The organism is Vibrio gazogenes, from assembly GCF_002196515.1.
GTDB lineage: Bacteria > Pseudomonadota > Gammaproteobacteria > Enterobacterales > Vibrionaceae > Vibrio > Vibrio gazogenes_A.
This window is the reverse complement of record NZ_CP018835.1, coordinates 3,260,987-3,281,408: the sequence shown is the minus strand read 5'-3', so window position 1 is coordinate 3,281,408 and position 20,422 is coordinate 3,260,987. Positions and strand designations below refer to the sequence as shown.

At 44.4% G+C, this 20,422-nt stretch carries 17 protein-coding genes; 3 read left to right on the top strand and 14 right to left on the bottom strand.

The genetic code is table 11. The features are described from left to right. Positions 1-20 precede the first annotated feature (20 nt). Both BSQ33_RS14940 and BSQ33_RS14935 read left to right on the top strand, forming a co-directional pair. Positions 21-803 (top strand): peptidoglycan binding protein CsiV, encoded by a 783-nt coding sequence (locus BSQ33_RS14940; RefSeq protein ID WP_021020111.1) that lies wholly within the window; start codon positions 21-23, stop codon positions 801-803. A 269-nt stretch (positions 804-1,072) separates the two neighbouring features. Beyond that, positions 1,073-3,433: a response regulator transcription factor gene (locus BSQ33_RS14935; protein WP_088134426.1), complete on the top strand. Its 2,361-nt coding sequence runs from the start codon at positions 1,073-1,075 to the stop codon at positions 3,431-3,433. 17 nt (positions 3,434-3,450) lie between these two features. On the opposite strand, the gene BSQ33_RS14930 is transcribed toward BSQ33_RS14935, so the two are convergent. The 14 genes from BSQ33_RS14930 to hinT all read right to left on the bottom strand — a co-directional run bounded on the left by BSQ33_RS14930 (position 3,451) and on the right by hinT (position 18,854). Then, on the bottom strand, positions 3,451-4,380 hold the full coding sequence (locus tag BSQ33_RS14930) for a DUF1177 domain-containing protein (protein WP_088134425.1): 930 nt from the start codon (positions 4,378-4,380) through the stop codon (positions 3,451-3,453). A gap of 65 nt (positions 4,381-4,445) precedes the next feature. Then, positions 4,446-6,020, bottom strand: a complete 1,575-nt coding sequence (locus BSQ33_RS14925) for an ABC transporter substrate-binding protein (RefSeq protein ID WP_088134424.1) — start codon at positions 6,018-6,020, stop codon at positions 4,446-4,448. 53 nt (positions 6,021-6,073) lie between these two features. Beyond that, positions 6,074-7,147, bottom strand: coding sequence for a DUF917 domain-containing protein (locus BSQ33_RS14920; protein WP_021020107.1), 1,074 nt, complete (start codon positions 7,145-7,147; stop codon positions 6,074-6,076). Further along, entirely contained in the window at positions 7,140-8,714 is a 1,575-nt protein-coding gene (locus BSQ33_RS14915; RefSeq protein WP_088134423.1) for a hydantoinase/oxoprolinase N-terminal domain-containing protein, read from the bottom strand. The genes BSQ33_RS14920 and BSQ33_RS14915 overlap by 8 nt, the downstream gene beginning before the upstream one ends. 14 nt (positions 8,715-8,728) lie before the next feature. Then, complete coding sequence (locus BSQ33_RS14910) at positions 8,729-10,405, bottom strand: dipeptide ABC transporter ATP-binding protein (RefSeq protein ID WP_021020105.1); 1,677 nt, start codon at positions 10,403-10,405, stop codon at positions 8,729-8,731. A 2-nt stretch (positions 10,406-10,407) separates the two neighbouring features. Further along, positions 10,408-11,319, bottom strand: coding sequence for an ABC transporter permease (locus BSQ33_RS14905; RefSeq protein WP_072961001.1), 912 nt, complete (start codon positions 11,317-11,319; stop codon positions 10,408-10,410). A gap of 3 nt (positions 11,320-11,322) precedes the next feature. Continuing rightward, positions 11,323-12,345, bottom strand: coding sequence for an ABC transporter permease (locus BSQ33_RS14900; protein ID WP_021020103.1), 1,023 nt, complete (start codon positions 12,343-12,345; stop codon positions 11,323-11,325). A gap of 463 nt (positions 12,346-12,808) precedes the next feature. Further along, a complete protein-coding gene (locus BSQ33_RS14895) occupies positions 12,809-14,098 on the bottom strand; it encodes an NAD(P)/FAD-dependent oxidoreductase (protein WP_021020102.1) in 1,290 nt (429 codons plus the stop codon). A 331-nt stretch (positions 14,099-14,429) separates the two neighbouring features. After that, positions 14,430-14,969, bottom strand: a complete 540-nt coding sequence (ycfP, locus tag BSQ33_RS14890; RefSeq protein WP_021020101.1) for an alpha/beta hydrolase YcfP — start codon at positions 14,967-14,969, stop codon at positions 14,430-14,432. Positions 14,970-15,149: 180 nt separating this feature from the next. Continuing rightward, on the bottom strand, positions 15,150-16,010 hold the full coding sequence (locus BSQ33_RS14885) for a phosphotransferase (RefSeq protein ID WP_021020100.1): 861 nt from the start codon (positions 16,008-16,010) through the stop codon (positions 15,150-15,152). Between the two features lie 24 nt (positions 16,011-16,034). Beyond that, a complete protein-coding gene (gene lpoB, locus BSQ33_RS14880; RefSeq protein WP_021020099.1) occupies positions 16,035-16,625 on the bottom strand; it encodes a penicillin-binding protein activator LpoB in 591 nt (196 codons plus the stop codon). An 18-nt stretch (positions 16,626-16,643) separates the two neighbouring features. Continuing rightward, positions 16,644-17,033 carry a YcfL family protein gene (locus BSQ33_RS14875; RefSeq protein ID WP_021020098.1) on the bottom strand — a complete coding sequence of 130 codons (390 nt, stop codon included), beginning with the start codon at positions 17,031-17,033 and terminating at the stop codon, positions 16,644-16,646. After that, on the bottom strand, positions 17,033-18,439 hold the full coding sequence (locus BSQ33_RS14870) for a COG3014 family protein (protein WP_088134422.1): 1,407 nt from the start codon (positions 18,437-18,439) through the stop codon (positions 17,033-17,035). Before BSQ33_RS14870 ends, BSQ33_RS14875 begins: the two co-directional genes overlap by 1 nt. 64 nt (positions 18,440-18,503) lie before the next feature. Continuing rightward, entirely contained in the window at positions 18,504-18,854 is a 351-nt protein-coding gene (hinT, locus tag BSQ33_RS14865) for a purine nucleoside phosphoramidase (protein WP_021020096.1), read from the bottom strand. Between the two features lie 393 nt (positions 18,855-19,247). Here hinT and BSQ33_RS14860 point away from each other — a divergent pair, with 393 nt between their 5' ends. Beyond that, positions 19,248-20,411: a Card1-like endonuclease domain-containing protein gene (locus tag BSQ33_RS14860; RefSeq protein WP_021020095.1), complete on the top strand. Its 1,164-nt coding sequence runs from the start codon at positions 19,248-19,250 to the stop codon at positions 20,409-20,411. Positions 20,412-20,422: the final 11 nt, after the last annotated feature.

Here is a 20,422-nt window from a genome sequence, read left to right as displayed (position 1 = left end):
TAGGTCATAATGGAGTCATAATGAATAAGCTGATCCCACTGCTAATGTTATTAATTGCCATGCCTTCTTGGGCACAACGCCAATTTGACATTGAAGTGATCATTTTTAAGCGCGTCGTGAATGCTGAACAAACCAATGAGACATGGCCCAATGTGCTCCCACCGATAGATTACAAAAATACAGGTAATTTGGGGTCTCAGGCCTATCTCGACCAAAAAGGTGTCACACGATTACCGGCCTCAGAATACAAGTTGAACAAGCAGGAAGAGAACCTGAAAAATCATGCAGGCTTCCAGGTATTGCTGCATACCGCTTGGCGTCAGGGTGATGAAGGTAAAGCAAATGCCCCTGCGTTTCATATTTTAGCCGGCAAAGATTACTCATCTCAGTTTCATCCGGACGGCCGTGAAATCACACCGTCGACAGCAGCTCAGCAATCTCCCATTGAAGATACAGTTGAAAAAGCTGTGCCGAAGCCCCTGTATGAGCTAGATGGAAAATTACAGGTCTATGTACAACATTATCTCTATGTCGATGCTCTGTTGGATCTGAAAGAACCGAGTGTTCGGGATATTGCTGTTGAAGAAACCCCGGTTGATTTTTCACAAGATGCCACAGACGAAGATGACAATGTTCAGTTTGGTCACCTTCAATCGATCTCTCCGACAGTCACAGAAGAACGTTTTCTGAAGTCATATCGACTGGACCAAAAACGCAGAATGCGCAGCGGTGAAACGCTCTATTTCGATCATCCTCTGATGGGCATTATTTTACAGGTCAGAAAAGTGCCGGATCCATCGTAGCGACATAATCAGAGTAAAGCACTGTTTGAGTGTGTTCATCACGATCAAAATTGCCCGCTTATTCAGCGGGCATTTTCCCTCTAACCTTCATCGGACCTTGCGTCAAGTTGTCGTGGCTTAGCGAATTTCATCCGCTGTGCGCTGAACACAAGATCATCTACTTTTTCATACGCAACCACTGTCAATTGCCTTTACTACCAATGGTTAACGGTTGCTTTCCTCTAACATTATGTTAGCGTGATAACAACACGTAGCATGACTGTAACATTATGATTGAACGCTTCTCCCTCCTGCATTTCATCACGACCCAAAAATCCCCGATTGTCATTTTAAATGGTATGGCGGGCAGCGGAAAATCGACGGTATTGAAACAACTTTCTGACTATCTGAAATGCGATATTTATAATTCGCTTCCGAACCCTGAAGATACCGAGCCGAGTGGTCACTTAATTTGGGATCCGCTAGGAAGAGCGTTTTATCAACATCTGGACCAGGTGTTACAAATGTGTCCGCTGCTTGAAGCGAAAGACCAGACTTTATTTATTAGTGCCAACTGGATAGGCAACAACAAATTAATTTCTGAAGCGCTGCTATACAAAAAAATCACCCTGATTGATCAACACTCGCTGTTGTTCTCTCAACATGAAATCGCACAGTTGTACCCGGATAATTACAGCGATATTTATTTGCAGACTAAAGGTTGGCCGGTACTGGTTGCCAACTGGAAAGAACTGGATAGCGAGCGATACAAAGAATCACTGCAGGAATTTATTCAGGCAAGGATACTTCCAAGCCTGTCTTACCATGAACAACGACTTTTGATCGCACTGGCTTTTAGCGCCAATATCAAAAAAAATCTGGTCTCGCTTGAGAGTGCGCATATTGAAAACCTCGCTCCGCTCATTGAGCTGGACAGAGATGAGCGCTATATCCTGGGCATTCCATACTTGCGAGACACATTAGAAAGTATCGCCAGAGCCGATCCGCGAATTTATCAGGAAGCGATGCGCATCGTGGCTAAAAATCACTATAAAAGCGGTCAAATATACATCGCTATTCAAACCGCTATCAATACTCAAAACATCGACTTAGCCATACACTGGTTCAAACAAAGTGGCAGTGGCATGTACGGGTACTATCATGGTTTTTCTGAATTAAAACAAATTCTTGATGCATTCCCGGTTGAAATTATTGAGAGTGAGCTGTCACTATGCTGGGCAAAAACAATCTATCTGTTTAAAAACCAGCAATTTGTAGAAGCGCGTGGCTTTATCGAAAACTTACAATTGCTCAAGCAGCCGTACTATCGACACGAACAAGATCGAGCTATCGCCATCCTGATCCTAGCGAAATACGATACCTATTTCGCCGCAACTTCCGACGACTTTAAACTCGACAAGTTACATCAACTCGAATTCCATCTGTCCGCAGATGAAAACGCGATTATGAACTACTACGGTATGGTATCGATTCATTATAGCAACCTCGGTGACTGGTTTCAGGCTGCTGTATATCAGCGTAAAGAATTAGAGCTCGCCATTAAAAATAACATCCCATACCTCATCTTCTACTGCCATTTCAATCTGGCACGGATTAACTTGCGTATGGGTTATATTGATGTTGCCGCTGAACACAGTCAGGCAGCAAAGCGTTATATTAAACGCATCAGCTTTTATCACACGTTGAGTTTTGAGCACAACTTCATCGATCTTGTCGATGGCATGATAGCGCTCATGCGTGGTGAAAGCTCTCCAGCACTGAAATCATGGAATAAAGTGTCTATCTTACGTAAACACTCGGAAGTCTGGCCGGAATTTATCACCCAATTCGACTTTTTCGGTATTGCAACACAACTGATCAATTATGATTTTGAACAGGCTGTTTCGCTTCTTGATGAACTTCATTATGAATATCAAATCCGATTTTCAGACCCTCATGCAACGCTCTATTTCAACCTGTTGTTGATTCTTATTCTGCAACAGCAGGAGCGCTGGGTAGAAGCACAAACCAAACTAAATCAAATCAATGATAGTAAAGCGACGGTGATTGGCTCATTTGCCGAGTTTTATCAGTGGCTTAACTATCGTAACGATATTGGATTAATCACCATCCACAAAACGCCCCAGTCACCAAAAACAAACTGGGATCAACGAAATGATACAGCTTGGTCAGATATCTGTTATTCACTACAGGAAATCAAACTGTTATGGCACAACGGCCATACCTCGATCGTGACCACCAAACTGCTATCACTGTTCTATCGTGCATATAAGCTGAATTTGTGGCTCCCCCTACTACTGGAAATGCATTGGCTGAATCCAATACTAAAGAAAATAAAAGCGGATGAGAAAAAGCGGATTCAATACACTCAATTTGAGCAGGCGATTTTACATTGGGAAGAAAAATGTCAACTCAGCGGCAGGCAAATCAATGTCACCGAGTTGACAAATAAGCAGTTGCTTATCATTCAGCGCTTAGCAGAAGGCCTTTCGAATAAGCAAATTGCTCAATACACAGGACTGTCCGAAAGTACCGTAAAATTTCATTTGAAGAACATCTTCAGGCAGTTTGATTTGAAAAACCGCCAGGCTTTAGTTCAATTAGCAAATGACAAGGGTTGGATTCATTAAGGAATACCATAAAGAGTTTAACTTTCACGAACCAGATGGCTCATTGAGCCATAGTGTTTCTTCAGCCCTTCAAACTGTTCTTCGCTATAAAAAGAACATTCATTGCGCCCATAAGCCTTAGCAACTTCAATACAGAACGCATTGACAACAGCAATATCCGTTTCATGGCTCACACCAGTACCACAACCCGGAATTGAGGTTTCGGTGGTGATAGCAATACCTACCAGAGGCTTATTCGTTACCGTTGCTGGTTGCATAATACTGTTAATATGATGAAGGCCATTCGAATAGGGGGTGATGTCAGCGGTCGACAGTGGAAAGCACACGGCTTTTTTACCCGTGACAAATTCCATTAATTCAATCAGATCATCAGCCGGATGCAAAATATAACCATCAATCACTGTCGGTGAGATAGCAAAACCTTTGTGGTTGATATAACGATTGCCTTTCGTGGTATCGATCGACAGATATGCGTCGCATTCGTCAATCACCTCATGAGGTAAAATCTCGGCGGTTGTTACCGGTGAATCCATAAAGTCCACGGGCTTATGCGGACGAACAGGAGCAGAAGGACAAATATGCGTCGTAATCACCACATCCCCCGCTAAGCCGTCACCTCGCTGACGCATGGTGGCCAGTTTTAAAGCACAGGCAATCGCAGCAACTGCGCCATCCGCGTCTGATACCATACCGATTCTGGCCGGTCGGGCACCAATACCGCCGAGTCGACCAATAATACCCAGCGTCGGCGCATCACCCTGCTCTTTTTTACCTTTCGTACCCAGAATATCAATGCGCACAATATCGGTACTGCCTTTATCCCCTTTGACAGGGTATGTGGTCGCAGTGACCCCCTCGAAGTGCTCAAACAGAGCGACAACAGCATGACCTGTTACCTGTGAATCTTCAAGCAAATCAAACACAGTCATAGTTTGCTTTAACGACATAATCCATTACCTAAAACGACACGGGAGAATGCAGTGAAGGCGGCCCTCCACTGCATGATGGTGTATTAACGACCTGCCGGACGACACAACCAGTTAAAGTGAGAGAAATCGTAGTAGAAGCTCTGAATCGGAATGAACTTCATATCGCTCAAACAGTTATTAACCGCCATACGGTAATATGTTGTCTGAAGGAAAGTATCGACCTGATTATCAACGATATATTTTTGTAAATCTTGATAGATCGCATTACGTTTGTCGTCGTTTAACGTTGTACCCGCCGCATCAATCATGTCGTCAACCTTTGGATCGTTCAGCCATGACATAGACGCCCAAGAACCGGCAGATTTTGAAGAGTACTGGTTATAGAACACAGAAAGCGGTGACGAATACGTTGGACCAAAGAAGATTTGGTTTACATTCGGTGTTGTTTCTGGCTTAGCTGCAATTTCAGTAATACGGCTCCAAGGGTCAGCCTGAAGCGTGGGTTTAAAGCCGATTGTCTGTAAGTTCGCCTGCATCATCAGAGCAATTTCTTCTTCATAAGCAGACCCCGCGACATAACCTAACGTAATAGGAATCGGGCGACCTGCGTATTTAGATTTTTTTACGTACTCCGCTGCTTTCGCGAGATCCAGTTTTGGCGGTTCAAGCGAATCCAAGTGCGAATCTTTAAACAATGATGCCAATGGGCCCGCCATCGGTTCACCCGGGTGCAAGTCTTCATTAATGAGGTCGTAATCAATGGCCAGAGCAATCGCTTTACGGATATTCACATCATCTGTCGGTGCTAGCTGGTTGTTAAATTTAACGTAGTAACCACTTGCTGTACTCAGTTGTTGGATATGATAATTTTTCAGCTTATCAATGGCTGACAAAGTTTCATTCGCCTGATAAGTGCTACTTAAATCAAGTTCCCCTTTGTTTGCTAACGCTTTGATGGTTGATTCATCATTGGTGATCAAGATACGAACTCTCTCAAGTGGATGACCAGTAAAGCCTTTAAAGTAGTCATGGTTGCGTTCCAGAATAATGCGGCTACCCCGTTGCCATTCACCCAATTCGTACGCACCGGTACCTGCCGTGTTCGAAGCTAAGTATTCTTCCGCCCATTTATTTTTACCCGCATGCTCCCGAGCTACGTCTGAATTAATAATGAACAGAATCGGCGTCATTGCCAGAAAAGCAGACGATGGTTGCTTCAGCGTGAATGTGACAGTGTGAGCATCCGTGGCTTTTACCCCATCAGCATCAAGGTAGGGCTGGAAGAACCCAGCCGGACCCTGGTTTAGCGTTAACATGCGCTTTGTAGAATAAACCACATCTTTTGCTTCAAGCGGTGAGCCATCCTGAAATTTCGCATTTTCGTCGAGATGGAACGTAAATGTTTTACCATTCGGTGAAATATCCCAGCTTTTGGCAAGATGAGGAACGATCTTACCTGTTGTATCAGCCGTCGTTAAACCGTCGTACAAGTTTACTGCCATCATGTATTCGGTGTAGTCAGACACCTTTGCCGGGTCAATACTACCGACGACCTGAATCACATTCATTGTCGCCGTTAAATCATCATAACTTTCTGCGAATGCGGTGCCACTGGTAAGTACAGCTGCGGTTAACGCAGCAACCATTGTCGTTTTCATATGTGATAGTTCCTTTATCGTAAAAGGTCAAAAGACCTTAGTTATCCAAAAACTTAGTTAAATGGTACGTATTGAATTTCCGGGTATCCAAACGCCGCCGGACCGATGATTTCCAAAGCTTTTTCGGAACGTAGTAACGGGTGGCACGGAATCGCTAACACCGCGACTTTTTGACCGAATCGTAAGATTTCGGTCGTAATCGCATGACCCGTTTCAATATCCAGGATGATAATCAGGTCAGGTACACTACAAACAACGGCCTCATTAACTTTCAGGATCAAGTTTTCATTTTGAATATCAATGCTGGCTTGGCTTTGAGCAAATCTACCAGAACCTTCGATCTTCACTTTACCGCGGGTAAAACCAGCAACCATGTTTCTTTCCAGATCGACAATTTTACCTTCAAACAACACCTTGCCATTTTCATGGGCACAGATTTCTTCGATAGGATTGGTTTTTTCGACATGTGAACGCATTACCGCCAAACCAAGATTGGTTGCCTGAGTCACCGTGCCAGGTACAGCGTATTTCTTAACAAAGCTCCCTTTCATTGGCGCTTCAACCATCCCGGCACCACCACCCATTTGCACAACACATGCGCGGGCTAAACGTTCCAACCAGAACTCATCCACCAGATTCTTGAAAATCACCGTATTACCATGTGCATCTGACATCGCAGCAGGTACACTGCAGTGCCCATAAATACTGTATGTTGTCATCTGCATTTCCGGGAAAGCGCGCCCCATACCGTCACCATCGACCAGAGGTAACCCGGTAATCGCGGCAATAGCGATTGGACGAAGACCGTTCGCCCCACCGATTTCTACCGGAATAATGGCATCGACTTTCTTACCCATGTCTTCTTCGATAGCGCGAATCGCACGAACAATTTCGTGACCCTCACATATCTTTTCCATGGAGACAGCCGGCGCACCAATGTTACCAACCGAAATAACCAGAGCATCATCATCTAATTCACTTAAACGAATCAGATTAACTTTTGATCCTTTTTCCATTTCTGCAATCGCGTGCAGCTTCCCGTAATACGGATTACCACCACCACCGGTCCCCAAAATAGCAGTACCGATTTCCAATGCTTCAATATCATTTTTCGTTAGTTCAATCATGGTTAAACTCCAAATCTCCGACCACTTTGACTCGAATACGAGTGGCATTCCCTGGTAAATACGCTAACGGCACATCTTCTTGGTCGATAACTTGAATACTTTGCGCACTCGCACCTGCTGCAACGGCTCTCTCAATCGCAACACTCACCGCATCATCAATCGCTTCTTGACGCGTTAAATTGGTCAGACTGTAAATCTTATCGGCTTCACCACTCACCTGAGCAATTGCCGCACCGACTGCGTTTGCAACTGAAAAATGATTTGGTTTAATGGCTTTCAAACCACCAATTTCATCGGGTGCGATAATAGAACCACCACCGACAACGATGACTGGAATCTGAGCTGAAGAAAGACGGTTTTTCTCAACCACGTTGCGCATAATTCGATCTATTTCTTCAAGAGAAAGTGCCACAAGTGATTCGTCAATATTTGTTACTTTGCTAACGTCACCAACTTGCACACGACCAGAGGCAACAGCGATATCCGTTGCTGTTGTCTGTGTACCGCCAAAGACCAGTGCTTCTTCGGTAATTCGGTAACCGACACTATGCGGACCAACTTCAATTTTTTTGTCGATGATGCCGAGGTTAAAGTTCACGCAGCTACCACCACCTAAACCGACCGATACCATATCCGGCATTCGGAAGTTGGTACGTATACCGCCGACATCAACACTTGATGAAGCCTGACGCGGGAAGCCCTGTTGCACCAAACCAACATCCGTAGTCGTCCCCCCAATATCAACCACAATGGCATCCTGTTCACCCGAAAGGAATACAGCTCCGCGCATTGAGTTGGTCGGGCCGCTGGCAAAAGTCAGAACCGGGAATCGCTTAACAAACTCAGCGTTCATTAAAGTACCGTCGTTTTGCGTGATAAAGAATGGGCAATGTAAACCACACACTTTCAGTGCATTGGCAAATGCGTCGACAGTTTTTTCACTCAGCGCTAATAAGCTGGCATTCAGAATTGCAGCATTCTCACGTTCCAACAGGCCAATTCGACCGACCTGATTAGAAAGAACAACACGACATTCGGGATAAAGTTCTGCGAAGATTTCCGCAACACGTTTTTCTGAATCATCATTCACCGGGCTAAATACGCTGTTGACGATTGCTGAAGTCACGCCTTTATTCTTCAGCTCAAGAGCGATCTCTTTGATGTGAACTTCATCTAATGGATTGATTTTGCGTCCGTCAAACTCATAACCACCTTTCACCATGTAGCGACCTGCATCAATCAATGATTTGATGTCATCTGGCCACCCTGCAAATGGAGGAACACTCAAGGTTGCCGGTAAACATAGCCGAATAACGGCAGTTTTGGTTAAGTGCTTACGCTCAACGACAGCATTAGTGAAGTGGGTCGTACCAATCATCACTCCCAGAATGTCAGCACATGCAACGCCAGAGGTTTCTAAAATAATGCGAAGCGCTTTTTCTATCCCTGTCGTGACATCTTCTGTCGTTGGCTGCTTAGTCGTTACGACGACTTCGTTGTAATTCATTAATACGGCATCGGTATTGGTTCCACCGACATCAATGCCAATTCTATAACATGTTGTCATTGTCTCTCCTTAAATCATCCCTGCTGCAAGACTCGCATCGCATCTTCGTCACTAATCTTGGGCTTATGTTGCTCTTCATCATCGCTAACCACAGGGATTGCTCGAATAAGTGCTCGGGTATAAAGCTGTGTTGATTGTTCAAAAATTTCTTTCGTGTTGCCGCTTTCAATCAATTGCCCGCGGAACATGATCGCAACCCGATTACAGAAATTGCGCATTAAACTTAAATCGTGAGAAATAAAGATGTATGTCAGACCAAGCTGTTGCTGTAATTTTTCCAACAAAGAAATAATGCTTTTCTGTACGGATACATCGAGAGCTGAAGTCGGCTCATCTAACACCAAAATGGTTGGGTTAGCCGCCAGCGCTCGTGCGATTGCCACACGTTGCTTCTGACCACCGGACAAGCTGGACGGATACATATCCGCATATTCCAGCGGTAATTCCACCAGCGTTAATAAACGCTCGATTTCCGGCTGACGTTTTTCGCTTTGAGCAATAAACTTCAGTGGAACCTCAAGTATTTGAGCAATGGTACGGCGTGGATTTAACGACGCCGCTGGATTTTGGTGAACCATCTGAATACTGTGCCGGTTTGCTTTCTTTTGACGCCATGATTTCAAGTGACGGCTCTCAATCATGATGCTGCCACTTGTCGACTCGATGATCCCCATAATCATACGAGCTAAGGTTGTTTTACCAGAGCCTGATTCACCGGCGATCCCGAACGTATCGCCTTTGTGAATATCTAAAGAGAGCGGTTTAACAGCCGCCACTTCGTCAACCACCTGCCCACGCCAGTTTTTCTTGGTGATAAAACATTTTTCTACATCCACCAGACTGACAAGAACGGACTCACTTGCATTGTTTTGTGCTGAATCACTATCCACATATAACTTCGGTACGGCGTTAAACAGTCTTACTGTATATGGGTGTTTGGGATGCGCAAAAATATCCTTAACCACACCGTGTTCAACAATACGGCCGTGCTGCATAACGTAAACCCGGTCTGCGGTTTTACGAACCACACCCAGATTGTGAGTCACCATTAACAGTGCGAGTTCTTCATCAATCACCAACTGATTGATTAGGTTGATAATCTCATCCTGAGTCGTCACGTCTAACGCTGTTCCCGGTTCGTCAGCGATCAGTAGTCGAGTCGGATGAAGCAAAGCCATCGCAATCAACACTCTTTGACGCATTCCGCCCGACAACTGCCAAGGATAAGATGAGTAGACACGTTCAGGATCTAACAGCTTTACTTTCTGAAGCACATCCAGAATATGTGACTTCCTCTTCGCAGCACTGTTTGAGATGTTCATCAGCTTGTCACCGGCCTTCATAATATCGTCCAAGTGAGTACCGATGCGGAACACTGGGTTAAACGATGTTTGTGGATCCTGCTGAATCATCGACATAACAGAACCTTTAAGCGATTCTCGCTCAACAGAGCTCATGCTTAATGCGTCTTTACCGTTCACTTTCAGTTCGCCACTTTCTATAATTGTCTGGCTATCATTCAGTGTGCCGATTAAGAACTTACTGGTGACACTTTTGCCTGAACCTGATTCACCAATCAGTGCAACGCGTTCGCCCGGCTTAATATGAATAGATACATTGTGCAGTACCTTTCTGGTCCCGCCGTACACCTTAAATGCAAGGTTGAGGTTATTCATTTCTATCAAGTGCATGGTTATACCTCAACATCAAAGAAATCACGTAATCCATCACCAAGCAGGTTGAACCCCAGAATGGCATATAAGATTGCAAGCCCCGGCATAATCGCTTCCCACCAGTATTCCGGTAAGTAACTTGATCCGGTCGATACCATGGTGCCAAGATCCGGCGTCGGTGGTTGTACCCCAAGCCCAAGAAAACTTAGTGTTGCACCAAACAGGATGACGAATCCGGCATCCAGCGTCGTTTTAACGCTGATAGCAGCAATACAGTTAGGCAAAATCTCTTTAGAAATAATATGCCAGTGAGACGCGCCACTTAAACGAGCGGCTTCTACAAAATCCTCTGTTACCAGACTTTTTGCCAGGCGGTAAATCAGTCGGCAGTGCCAGTTCCACCATAAGAACGAGATCGCAATCATTGCGTTAACAAGGTTTGGTTCAAGAATCGATGTGATTGCCAGAGCGAGTGCCAGTGGTGGTACAGCAAGTAGCATGTCGTTGAAACGCATAATGACCTGCTCAACCCAACCGCCGGCATAAGCAGCAACGATCCCAAGTAAAACACCAATCGGCACAGAGAGAGCAAGAACACCAACGACTAATGAGAGCGAGATGCGGTATCCGTAAATCACGCGGCTGAAAATATCGCGGCCGATGTTATCAGTCCCCATAAAGTACTCTAAACTGGGTGCTGAGTGGCGTGCCCTGAAATTAACGAAGCTACCGGCATGTTCCGGGTATGGGGCCAGTAACGGAGCGAATATCGCCAACAGCAGCACACTAACAACAATGAATAAACCGATGACTGCGGTATGATTACGGGTAAAACGGTACCAGGCTCTTCCAAAATTTGTGTACTGCTTACTCGCTGTTTCCGGAGCAAACTCCTCCGCGCCATTTGGCAAATGTGTCTCTGAGTTACTCATATGCTATGACTTCCCTTTCAGTTTCACTCGTGGGTCAACAAGACCAATAACAAAGTCGATAAGAAGGTTTGCTACGATGAAAAACACGCCAGAAACCAATACAACACCGACCACAGCATTGAAGTCTTTATGCAGGATAGAACGAACGCCATAACTGGCTACACCCGGCCACGAGAACACCATTTCCACGACGAAAGCATTACCAATCAAAGAAGCAAACTCGAGCCCTAAAATCGTCAATGGCGCAGAAGCACTTAAACGTAACAGATATTTAAAATTCACCAGCGGACGGCTGACACCACATGCACGCAGTGTTTCAACGTGGTCACGATGGCTAAATTCAATCATCGAAGAACGGGTAATACGCATGACCTGAGAGATACCCGCCGCTGATAATGCAATTGCAGGTAATAGAATATGCTGCAAACTATCGGCAAAAACATCAAAGCGACCGGCGAGTAGTGAATCGATAAGGAGCAAACCGGTGTATGATTCATCAAACGTCACCATGCTGGACATTCTTTCTGTCACAGGCAGATCAAACCATCCGACACTGGCCATCAACTGAAGCATGATGGCTAGTAAAAATGACGGCGTAACAACACCAACCAACGAAATAATCCGTGAGAACTGGTCAAACACACCATTAGGTTTGTATGCTGCGAACAACCCCAACGGAATCCCCAGACAGGCTGTGAAAAACACGGCAACCACAACCAACTCCAGTGTTGCAGGTAAGGCTTGTTGAATATCAGTGAAGACAGCACGCCCCGTCATTGTTGACTCACCCATATCACCATCGAGCAAATTGCCGACATACTGGATATATTGACTAACCAGCGGCTCGTTGAGGCCCATACTGTCACGTAACTCAGCGACTTGTTCGGGTGTCGCCATAGGCCCTAATGCGATTCGTGCGGGGTCACCCGGTACTAATCTCGCAATAGAGAAGATGATCATTGACAGACCAACAAATACTAGCAATAAGCGTCCTGCTCTTGCCGATAGATAGTAGATGTTATCCATGACATTCCTTGTTTTGATTTCCTTAACATTAAAACTACAGCTCGACGTGATAGAAACAAGGCTAGAAATGGGTAGTTTTACAAGAAACATGGGTAGCAATGATGAGTAAACATCCAAATATGCCCCCCGACACAATACTTAATACAAATGAAAACAAGATAGTAGAGTGATATTTAAGTCAATAACTACCCTCAAAAATTGGCGGACAACTCAATAGGGAAACGGTCTGCATGATTGGATATTTATCGCAGATGATATTCAAGTAATTGATATAAAAGGACTGATAACGTCTTATCGCTACCCGGATAGATATACGTTAAAAGAGCAGCAGCAGTTGATTGGCAACGTGGTATATTCGTTTCATCACAAGAAAGCAGTGAAAGATCTTTCACGCTCTAGAGGTAAGAATGCCACTCGCTCTTAAGCGAATGGCATTCAGCTATATGGTTCGGTTTTTATTGAATTAGTGCAGCTTCAGGTTAGGTCTAAGAACCCTGTTGATTCTTCCGACCAGCAGCATCAACGCTGTTTTGAACATCCCATGTAGGGCCATCTGGTGCATTCGATACAGAGAAATATAAACCACTCGGGCAATTGTTCCTTCAACCATCATCGAACCTTTCGTCAGGTTACCCATCAGGCTACCGACGGTTGAGAATCGACTCAGAGAGACCAGAGAACCATGATCTTTATAAACATAAGGCTTCATATCCCGGTCATTCAATTTAGCAACGATGTTTTTAAATGTCCGGCTTGCCATTTGATGGGCAGCCTGTGCACGTGGTGGAACAAATGATCCATCCGATTGGGTACACTGGGCCAAATCACCAATCACGAAAATATTTTCATCTCGAGTCGTCTGTAAGGTATTCGTCACCACCAACTGATTAATCCGGTTAGTCTCAAGACCCGCGATATCTTTCATAAAATCAGGTGCTTTAATCCCTGCGGCCCAGACCATAATTTTCGCCGAAATCTTTTCACCGTCTTTGGTCGTCAGACCGTCTTCTTCAACTTTAGTGACCATCGTTGACGTGCGGACATTCACACCCAGCTTGGTGAGTTCATGATGGGCAGCAGAAGAAATTCGTGGTGGTAAGGCCGGAAGAATCCGCTCACCGGCTTCAATCAGGTGGACATTCAACTTATTTGAATCCAAATCACCAAAACCGTAATTACGCAGCTCTTTCACTGCATTATGTAACTCCGCAGAGAGTTCAACGCCCGTCGCACCGGCTCCGACAATCGCAATATCAACCGTTCCATCCCCATTTTTTGCATGAAGTTTCAGAAACTCATTGTTCATCTCAGTTCGGAATAAATTGGCCTGCTCCGGACTATCTAAAAAGATACAGTGATCTTTAACACCCTCAGTATTAAAGTCATTCGATGTTGAACCGATAGCCAATACCAGAATATCGTATTCCACTTCACGACGTGGGATCAGCAGTTCGCCATGCTCATCTTTCAACTCAGCCAAAGTGATGACTTTTCGGTCCCGATCAATCTCTTCAAGATTTCCCATTTGGAAATCAAAGCTATGATTTCTCGCATGGGCACGATAACTCAGCGCATCAACCCCCTCATCCATAGAGCCGGTTGCGACTTCATGCAATAACGGCTTCCATAAATGACTGGCATTTCTGTCTACTAACGTGATTTGGGCTCGCCCTTTTCTTCCTAATGTGTGGCCTAATTTAGTGACAAGCTCTAAACCGCCTGCACCGCCACCAACAACAACAATACGAGTCACAACAAACTATCCTCAAAATGAATAAACATGCTATAGCCCGGAGTCACCACTCCGAACTAGAAAAATAGGACGGGTAAAGAAAGTTGAAAGTCACTTTTTCTGTGAGAAACATTGATATAGATAAAGCTTCACTTTACTACTTCACATAAACTGTCGTCAGGTTGGTACCTGCTCTCATTCTATTTTGATATTTATCAAGTTTTACCTTGATAAGAAACATTATAAGGAGCAAATCAAGTCATGCAAGCCAAGATTGCAAGAAAAACCACACCAGCTCAATGGGTCTTTCCCAGATAGCAAACAATAACTTAACTTTATGAAAAATATAATTTTATTTATTTTTAAATTGGCTAATTGTCTGAAGATGTTGAGATATCTTCTTGAATTTATGACTTTGTGTCTCATCCCAAATAATATCGTAGTAATTGCCCAACTCTTCTGCTGTCTCCCGGCTATCGAGTGCTTCATCATTGTTAGACAACACAACCAAGCAATGCGCTTTATTTTTTAATCTAAATTCAGAAACACACTTCGTCGCAATATCTTCATACTCTTCCGGGCGATCTATCTTCCCTTGCATATTATTCTCAGGATGTAAATTCGGATTGAATAGCACCTGTTTAATCCCGCATAAGAAACCAATCCGCTCAGACCAATAAGCACCGAGCCCGACCCCACAGATCATCGGATGTGGATCATCACTTGACTCAATCGCTTTATGTACTTCTTTCAGGAGATGCCGCATATCATGTCGGGGGTGAAGCGTGCTATAGCTGACAAAACGCACATCATCATCGATAAATTGTAATTGCAGCACCTTTTCATGATTCCCCGGACTGGTTGAATCAAATCCATGTAGATAAATAATCATAACAATCCCCTTTCCAACATACAGAATGAACCTAGCATGAAACGCTGCGATGATACAGTGAGTGTGACATGAAAATTGGCATTCAACTTTTCACGCTCTCGTCGGGTGTGTCACTCACCGTGTATTCGATTGTTTGCTATCTTTCAAAAGCCCACTTGCGAAAGCCCGTGAACGAATAAATTAGTTGCCGAGCTGTGCTTTTATCCGTTCAGCTGCGGCTTGCATCTCTTCATTTTCCCACATCTGAAAAGCTATCAGATACCATAACATCGCCAGCATTCGAACTCTGGGCAGCCAAGCTTTCACTCCCTCAATCCATAAATCCAGATCAGCAATATCCCGCTGTTGGCAATACTGCCCGACAGCCGTGAGCAAATTGACATCGGACATATCGATGGTCATTGCTAAATCCATTCTTGGATCAGCTAAAGATGCATACTCCCAATCGATCACTTTGATTCCCTGAGGCGTTTTGATCAGATTGTGGCAGCCTAAGTCGAAATGACAAAGAGAAAGTGGTACCTCAGCAACATTGGGAAGTGTCCGCCAAGTTTTATACAGCGGTTCAATCTCATCCAGCTCAGCAGACATCGACAGCAATTTGAACCAGTAATGATCAATACGTGCGGTATAAACAAAAGGAACAATGGGCAGTTTGGTCGTCGGAAACTGATGAATCTGGCTCAGCAGACGAGTCATAACTTCAATGTCATTTGCAACAACTCTGTCCCCTTCAATCCACTGAACCAGTAACCCTTGTTCATTAAGATAAAGCGGTTCAGGAGAAATTTGTCCCGCTTGATCTTTCAATGCTGACAGAATATGGAATTCCTGATGGCGGGAAATTGAAAACGCTTGAGTGACGTCCGTTGAAGGACGCCATACAGCGGAAGGCGACTCAGGTATGTCAATCTTCCAACAGCGGTTTGTCAAACCACCAGCGAGTGTTTGTGCAACCGTCGGGGTTTCTCGGAAAAAATGAGTCAGAGACGCCAGAGACGGATCTAATTGACATGCTTCGGACCATGACATGCGTGCCATCGCTGACGCCCTCAACTCTGTGGATTAAAATCCCAAGAAGCTCTTTTCCTGCTCTTTCCGAATTTCAGTTTCATCAGCCCATTCGATGAGCCCTGAACGCAAATCCATCAGACGCATGGTCATTTTATAGTACACATCTTTATCGCTGCCCGTATCTTTTACGATACTCGATAAATTTCCGTATAGCATATATTGTGCACCAACCATTTTACCAAACTGAATCGAGCTACTCTTATCGACTAACGCATCATTATTCTGGAAATCTAACTGCTTTCTGACCGCTTCAATCCGCGTCATATCAACAAAACGGAACTTCCCAGAATTCAGCATCTTGGTACTAATTGTGTCCGTAATCGACTCAGTATCGATATGTTCACTGGTTTTGTTTTTAATGCCATCGACAAACACAATCGGGCGTGAGTTTCGGGTAATCGCTGCCACTGAACCAGACATCATCATACTATCGACCATATCTGCGGCGATTTTTTGTAAATCTGTCGAACCGAAATCAACGGTTTTCGTTTCTACGGCCTGTGCATCACCATAGGTCACTTTATTTGCACAACCACTCATGAGAGCAGCCAATCCCAACACGAGGATTATACTTTTTTTCATAAAGACTCACCTTGTCACTTACTGATTCAATTCTCTAATCTGTACTCTGAAATTCACAGCATTCGGAGCAACAGCCACTTCAGATAACGAAGTTTCATCCATCCCTCTAATAATGGCTTGTCGCCACGGACCAGGTCGAGCATTGACGTCCAGTCCCTGTTGATCATACCAATAAAAGCGGTATTGAATATGCTGATCTGAGGTGGTCTTATTTTTTACTCTGACCACACCTCGTGTATGATCGTTCACTTCTGCTGTCGAAATATCTTTCACCTCAAGTTCAGAAGCTAATATTTTATCACCATACAAAATCCGCTGGTATTCACTCTCAACGGTCAATCCGGCGGTCTGTGTATTGGCACACCCCACCAAAACAAGTACAACTAAACTGAAGAGCCATTTATTCATCATAACCTTCCCAACTGTTTGTGCCAAATCACGGCATTTTCCCCTTGACGGGAAAGCCATACAAATGTTGTTCCTTGTGCAGGAACATTGAATGTATAAGACTGCTGCCCCACGGTGAATGTCTGCTCACCCGCGGATACAATCTTGGTCGCACTAAATACGCTGCCTGGCAAAGTAATCCAACTTCTTGTATCCGGCTGCTCTGTCAAAGTATTCCATATATTGAACACCAGATTTGCGACTTCTGCACCGCCATTATCATCTTTCGAAGCTTCCTGACGCAGCGTATTCTTCAATGTTAAACGTAATATCTGTCGAAAAACAATCGACTTAATTCTTTCATTCAGTTGCTTTCTTGCCATCAGATTGGTATCAACCAACCGTTGGCCAGCAACGGTGGTACCATCGAGCGTCATTGGAAGAGCATCTGATGGCTGATAATCTGAATAGTAAGGTAAGGCCACAGAATACAGGTTCATTCTGCCCAGACTATCATAGATCGGTAAAGACGCCTGCCAACCTTTCAGTTGGTCAACAACCCCTTGCTCCTGAATGATAATCACCCGTCCCTGATGTTTATTCAGCCGGGGTAAACGCCCATATTTTTTTCGCAGCGCGACCACATCTTGATTCATACCTAGCTTTTGCGCGCATCGGAGCGTGCTCTGAACCACACTGGTGTTCTCTGGTGCAACAGCAAGCGCTCGCCGATAATCAACATAGGCATCATTCAAGTCACCACTGGCTTCATATAACAGCCCAGACAGATAAAACAGATAACCATTCTGAATCGATTGAAGCGTGCTCCCGGTACTAGGATAACGAGCCATTAATCCACCAAGATTAGGTTCAATCCCTTCTTGTTTGAGACGGTTTCGCTCTTTTATTAATTCACCCTGTCTCTTATTTCTTGCTTTTTCCTGAACCTGATTCGCCCGTCTCAGTTCGACTAACGCACCTTCAAGCTGATTTTCATAAACGTACGAGAGCGCGAGATATAAATGTAAAAAACCGAGTTCGTAATCTGCGGGGATGTATGCCGTCAGATTGTCATTGGCAAATAAACTGCCTGTGTTGGTTGCCTCACGACTGATAGACACAATAGCTTCATCTTGCTGCTGTCTAACCGCCTGATCACTCAGATTCAGAAATGACTGACTCTTGGGCACATCTTTATTCAGCCAATAAACCCGGCCTTTTTCAAGATTGTCTAAAATCTTTCCCCCAATGAGATGATCAGGGAGATCCTGACTCGCCTTCTGATAGTCACCTTGCTTAACAGCCTGATACATCCCCTGATTTTGTTCGGAGTAATGACTGAACAGGTTGCCAGCCGAGAAATTGGCGCAAGCACTGCTCCCTAGCGCCAAACATATCACGGCAATATCTCGTATCCGTATTCTCACAACGTTCCTATGTCCGCCCGTATCTATTATTCATATCATCGATGGTTCACTCATCAGATACCCATTAGTTCATCAAGAGCGGTCCTAACGGTTGCCCTCCCAGCAGATGCATATGAATATGATAAACCTCCTGCCCGCCATGTGCATTGCAGTTCATAATCAGTCGATAGCCATCTTGAGCAATGCCTTCTTGCTCAGCCAACTTCTTCGCTACAGTGAAAAGACGACCTAAGGCGGCTTCATCCGCATCTTCAACATCATTCACTGTCGGAATCAGTTGATTGGGTACAATCAGGATATGACTTGGTGCTCGTGGATTAATATCCCGGAATGCCGTGACCAATTCATCCTGATAAAGAATTTCTGCTGGGATTTCTTTGCGAATAATCTTGCTAAAAATTGTTTCTTCGGCCATGTAATGCCTCTCTATCGGCTCATGTATAAAATCAGACTCATAAAAAACGACAACGAAAAATTAACCATAGCTTGGATTCATCACAATCAGTTAAGTTTCATCATGTTTTCGTACCTCATGTATTTTAAGCACTTTTCTCATACTAAATACAGTAGAATGTTGCGGATGTTTGACTTCATGGAGATATCGCCACTTTCTGTCAACCATAGGTCTGATCCGGTTCGAATTTGAATTTTAAGTGGGTGATAGGTAAAGATAGCGTCATATTTCACGCTAAAATAGATATTTATCACCAACTGACCTTGTTTTTTACGCTGGAGACCTTTATATCCTAATCTATATCGCTTGTCTTTTTCCTTCCGACTCCTGCAAGCGAAAGCACGAGGATAATTTATGACCATTCATGTTGGCATCCTTGACGACGATCCAGTTCGTCTGATAACTCCGCTGCTTGATCACCGTATTATCGGTTCACATACCGTACTGATTGGTGATGCTTCACAAAAAACTATCTATTCCCGGTTGCATAATGTTTTAGAACAACATGATATTAGTAGTGAATTTTACGAGATCCCATCGGGTTCAAGTGTCGCATTAATTAAACGCTCTATTTATCAATTGGCCCATGACCTGAAAAACAGAACTCAAGATATTCAGCTTAATGCCAGTTGTGGGCTTCGCCACCGTCTCCTTTCCGTTTATGAAGTGTTCAGAACATTCCAGTGGCCCATTTTTGTGGTTGAACCTAACTCTGACTGTTTATGCTGGCTATATCCAGATGACTACCAAGATGCGCAAGTTCAGGATCGGATTACCATCTCCGATTATTTAACAATCTTTGGTGCCCGAGGCGAATTCGTTGAGCGAGACACCCCACCAGAGCTGGATAAAAAACTCTGTAATATCGGTGCCTCATGGGCAAGTCATGCGCTCGAACTCGGTCCGGGTCTGGCAACGCTGAATTATCTGGCAACAACATGCAGAAAAGAGCAATGCCTTGATGTCGCTTTATCAGAAAAACAGCAAGGCTACAAAGAACTGAGTGTATTGATACAAGATCTTGTCAATGCAAATATTGCGACTTATGAACACGGTGTTTTAACATTTGCCAACGAAGATGCCCGCCGATTTGCCAACGGAGAATGGCTAGAAACGCTGGTACACAGCATCGTCAGAAAAATTCAGTGTGGTATGCCAACAATTCAGGATCGCTCTTTAAACGTTCAAGTCTATCGTCAGTTGGGTGAGCGTGAAGTGCGAAATGAGCTGGATGTTGCTACGGTGGTGAATAACAAGCTACACATTATAGAATGTAAAACCAAGGGCATGAGAGATGACGGTGATGATACTTTGTATAAGCTAGAATCACTGAGAGACTTACTGGGTGGCCTGCAGGCCAGAGCAATGCTCGTCAGCTTCCGCCCTCTCCGGCAAAACGATATTACTCGAGCCCAGGATTTAGGGCTGGCGTTAATTGGTCCTGATGAGTTAAAAGCACTGGAAACACATTTATCACAATGGTTCACTCAAGCTGGCGGCCGAGAAAACCTTTCCTGAAGAATAAATAC

Coding starts and splice junctions, on each gene's coding strand:
- BSQ33_RS14940 (WP_021020111.1), top strand. CDS start 21: ATGAATAAGCTGATCCCACTGCTAATGTTATTAATTGCCATGCCTTCT.
- BSQ33_RS14935 (WP_088134426.1), top strand. CDS start 1,073: ATGATTGAACGCTTCTCCCTCCTGCATTTCATCACGACCCAAAAATCC.
- BSQ33_RS14930 (WP_088134425.1), bottom strand. CDS start 4,380: ATGTCGTTAAAGCAAACTATGACTGTGTTTGATTTGCTTGAAGATTCA.
- BSQ33_RS14925 (WP_088134424.1), bottom strand. CDS start 6,020: ATGAAAACGACAATGGTTGCTGCGTTAACCGCAGCTGTACTTACCAGT.
- BSQ33_RS14920 (WP_021020107.1), bottom strand. CDS start 7,147: ATGATTGAACTAACGAAAAATGATATTGAAGCATTGGAAATCGGTACT.
- BSQ33_RS14915 (WP_088134423.1), bottom strand. CDS start 8,714: ATGACAACATGTTATAGAATTGGCATTGATGTCGGTGGAACCAATACC.
- BSQ33_RS14910 (WP_021020105.1), bottom strand. CDS start 10,405: ATGCACTTGATAGAAATGAATAACCTCAACCTTGCATTTAAGGTGTAC.
- BSQ33_RS14905 (WP_072961001.1), bottom strand. CDS start 11,319: ATGAGTAACTCAGAGACACATTTGCCAAATGGCGCGGAGGAGTTTGCT.
- BSQ33_RS14900 (WP_021020103.1), bottom strand. CDS start 12,345: ATGGATAACATCTACTATCTATCGGCAAGAGCAGGACGCTTATTGCTA.
- ycfP (WP_021020101.1), bottom strand. CDS start 14,969: ATGATTATTTATCTACATGGATTTGATTCAACCAGTCCGGGGAATCAT.
- BSQ33_RS14885 (WP_021020100.1), bottom strand. CDS start 16,010: ATGGCACGCATGTCATGGTCCGAAGCATGTCAATTAGATCCGTCTCTG.
- lpoB (WP_021020099.1), bottom strand. CDS start 16,625: ATGAAAAAAAGTATAATCCTCGTGTTGGGATTGGCTGCTCTCATGAGT.
- BSQ33_RS14875 (WP_021020098.1), bottom strand. CDS start 17,033: ATGAATAAATGGCTCTTCAGTTTAGTTGTACTTGTTTTGGTGGGGTGT.
- hinT (WP_021020096.1), bottom strand. CDS start 18,854: ATGGCCGAAGAAACAATTTTTAGCAAGATTATTCGCAAAGAAATCCCA.
- BSQ33_RS14860 (WP_021020095.1), top strand. CDS start 19,248: ATGACCATTCATGTTGGCATCCTTGACGACGATCCAGTTCGTCTGATA.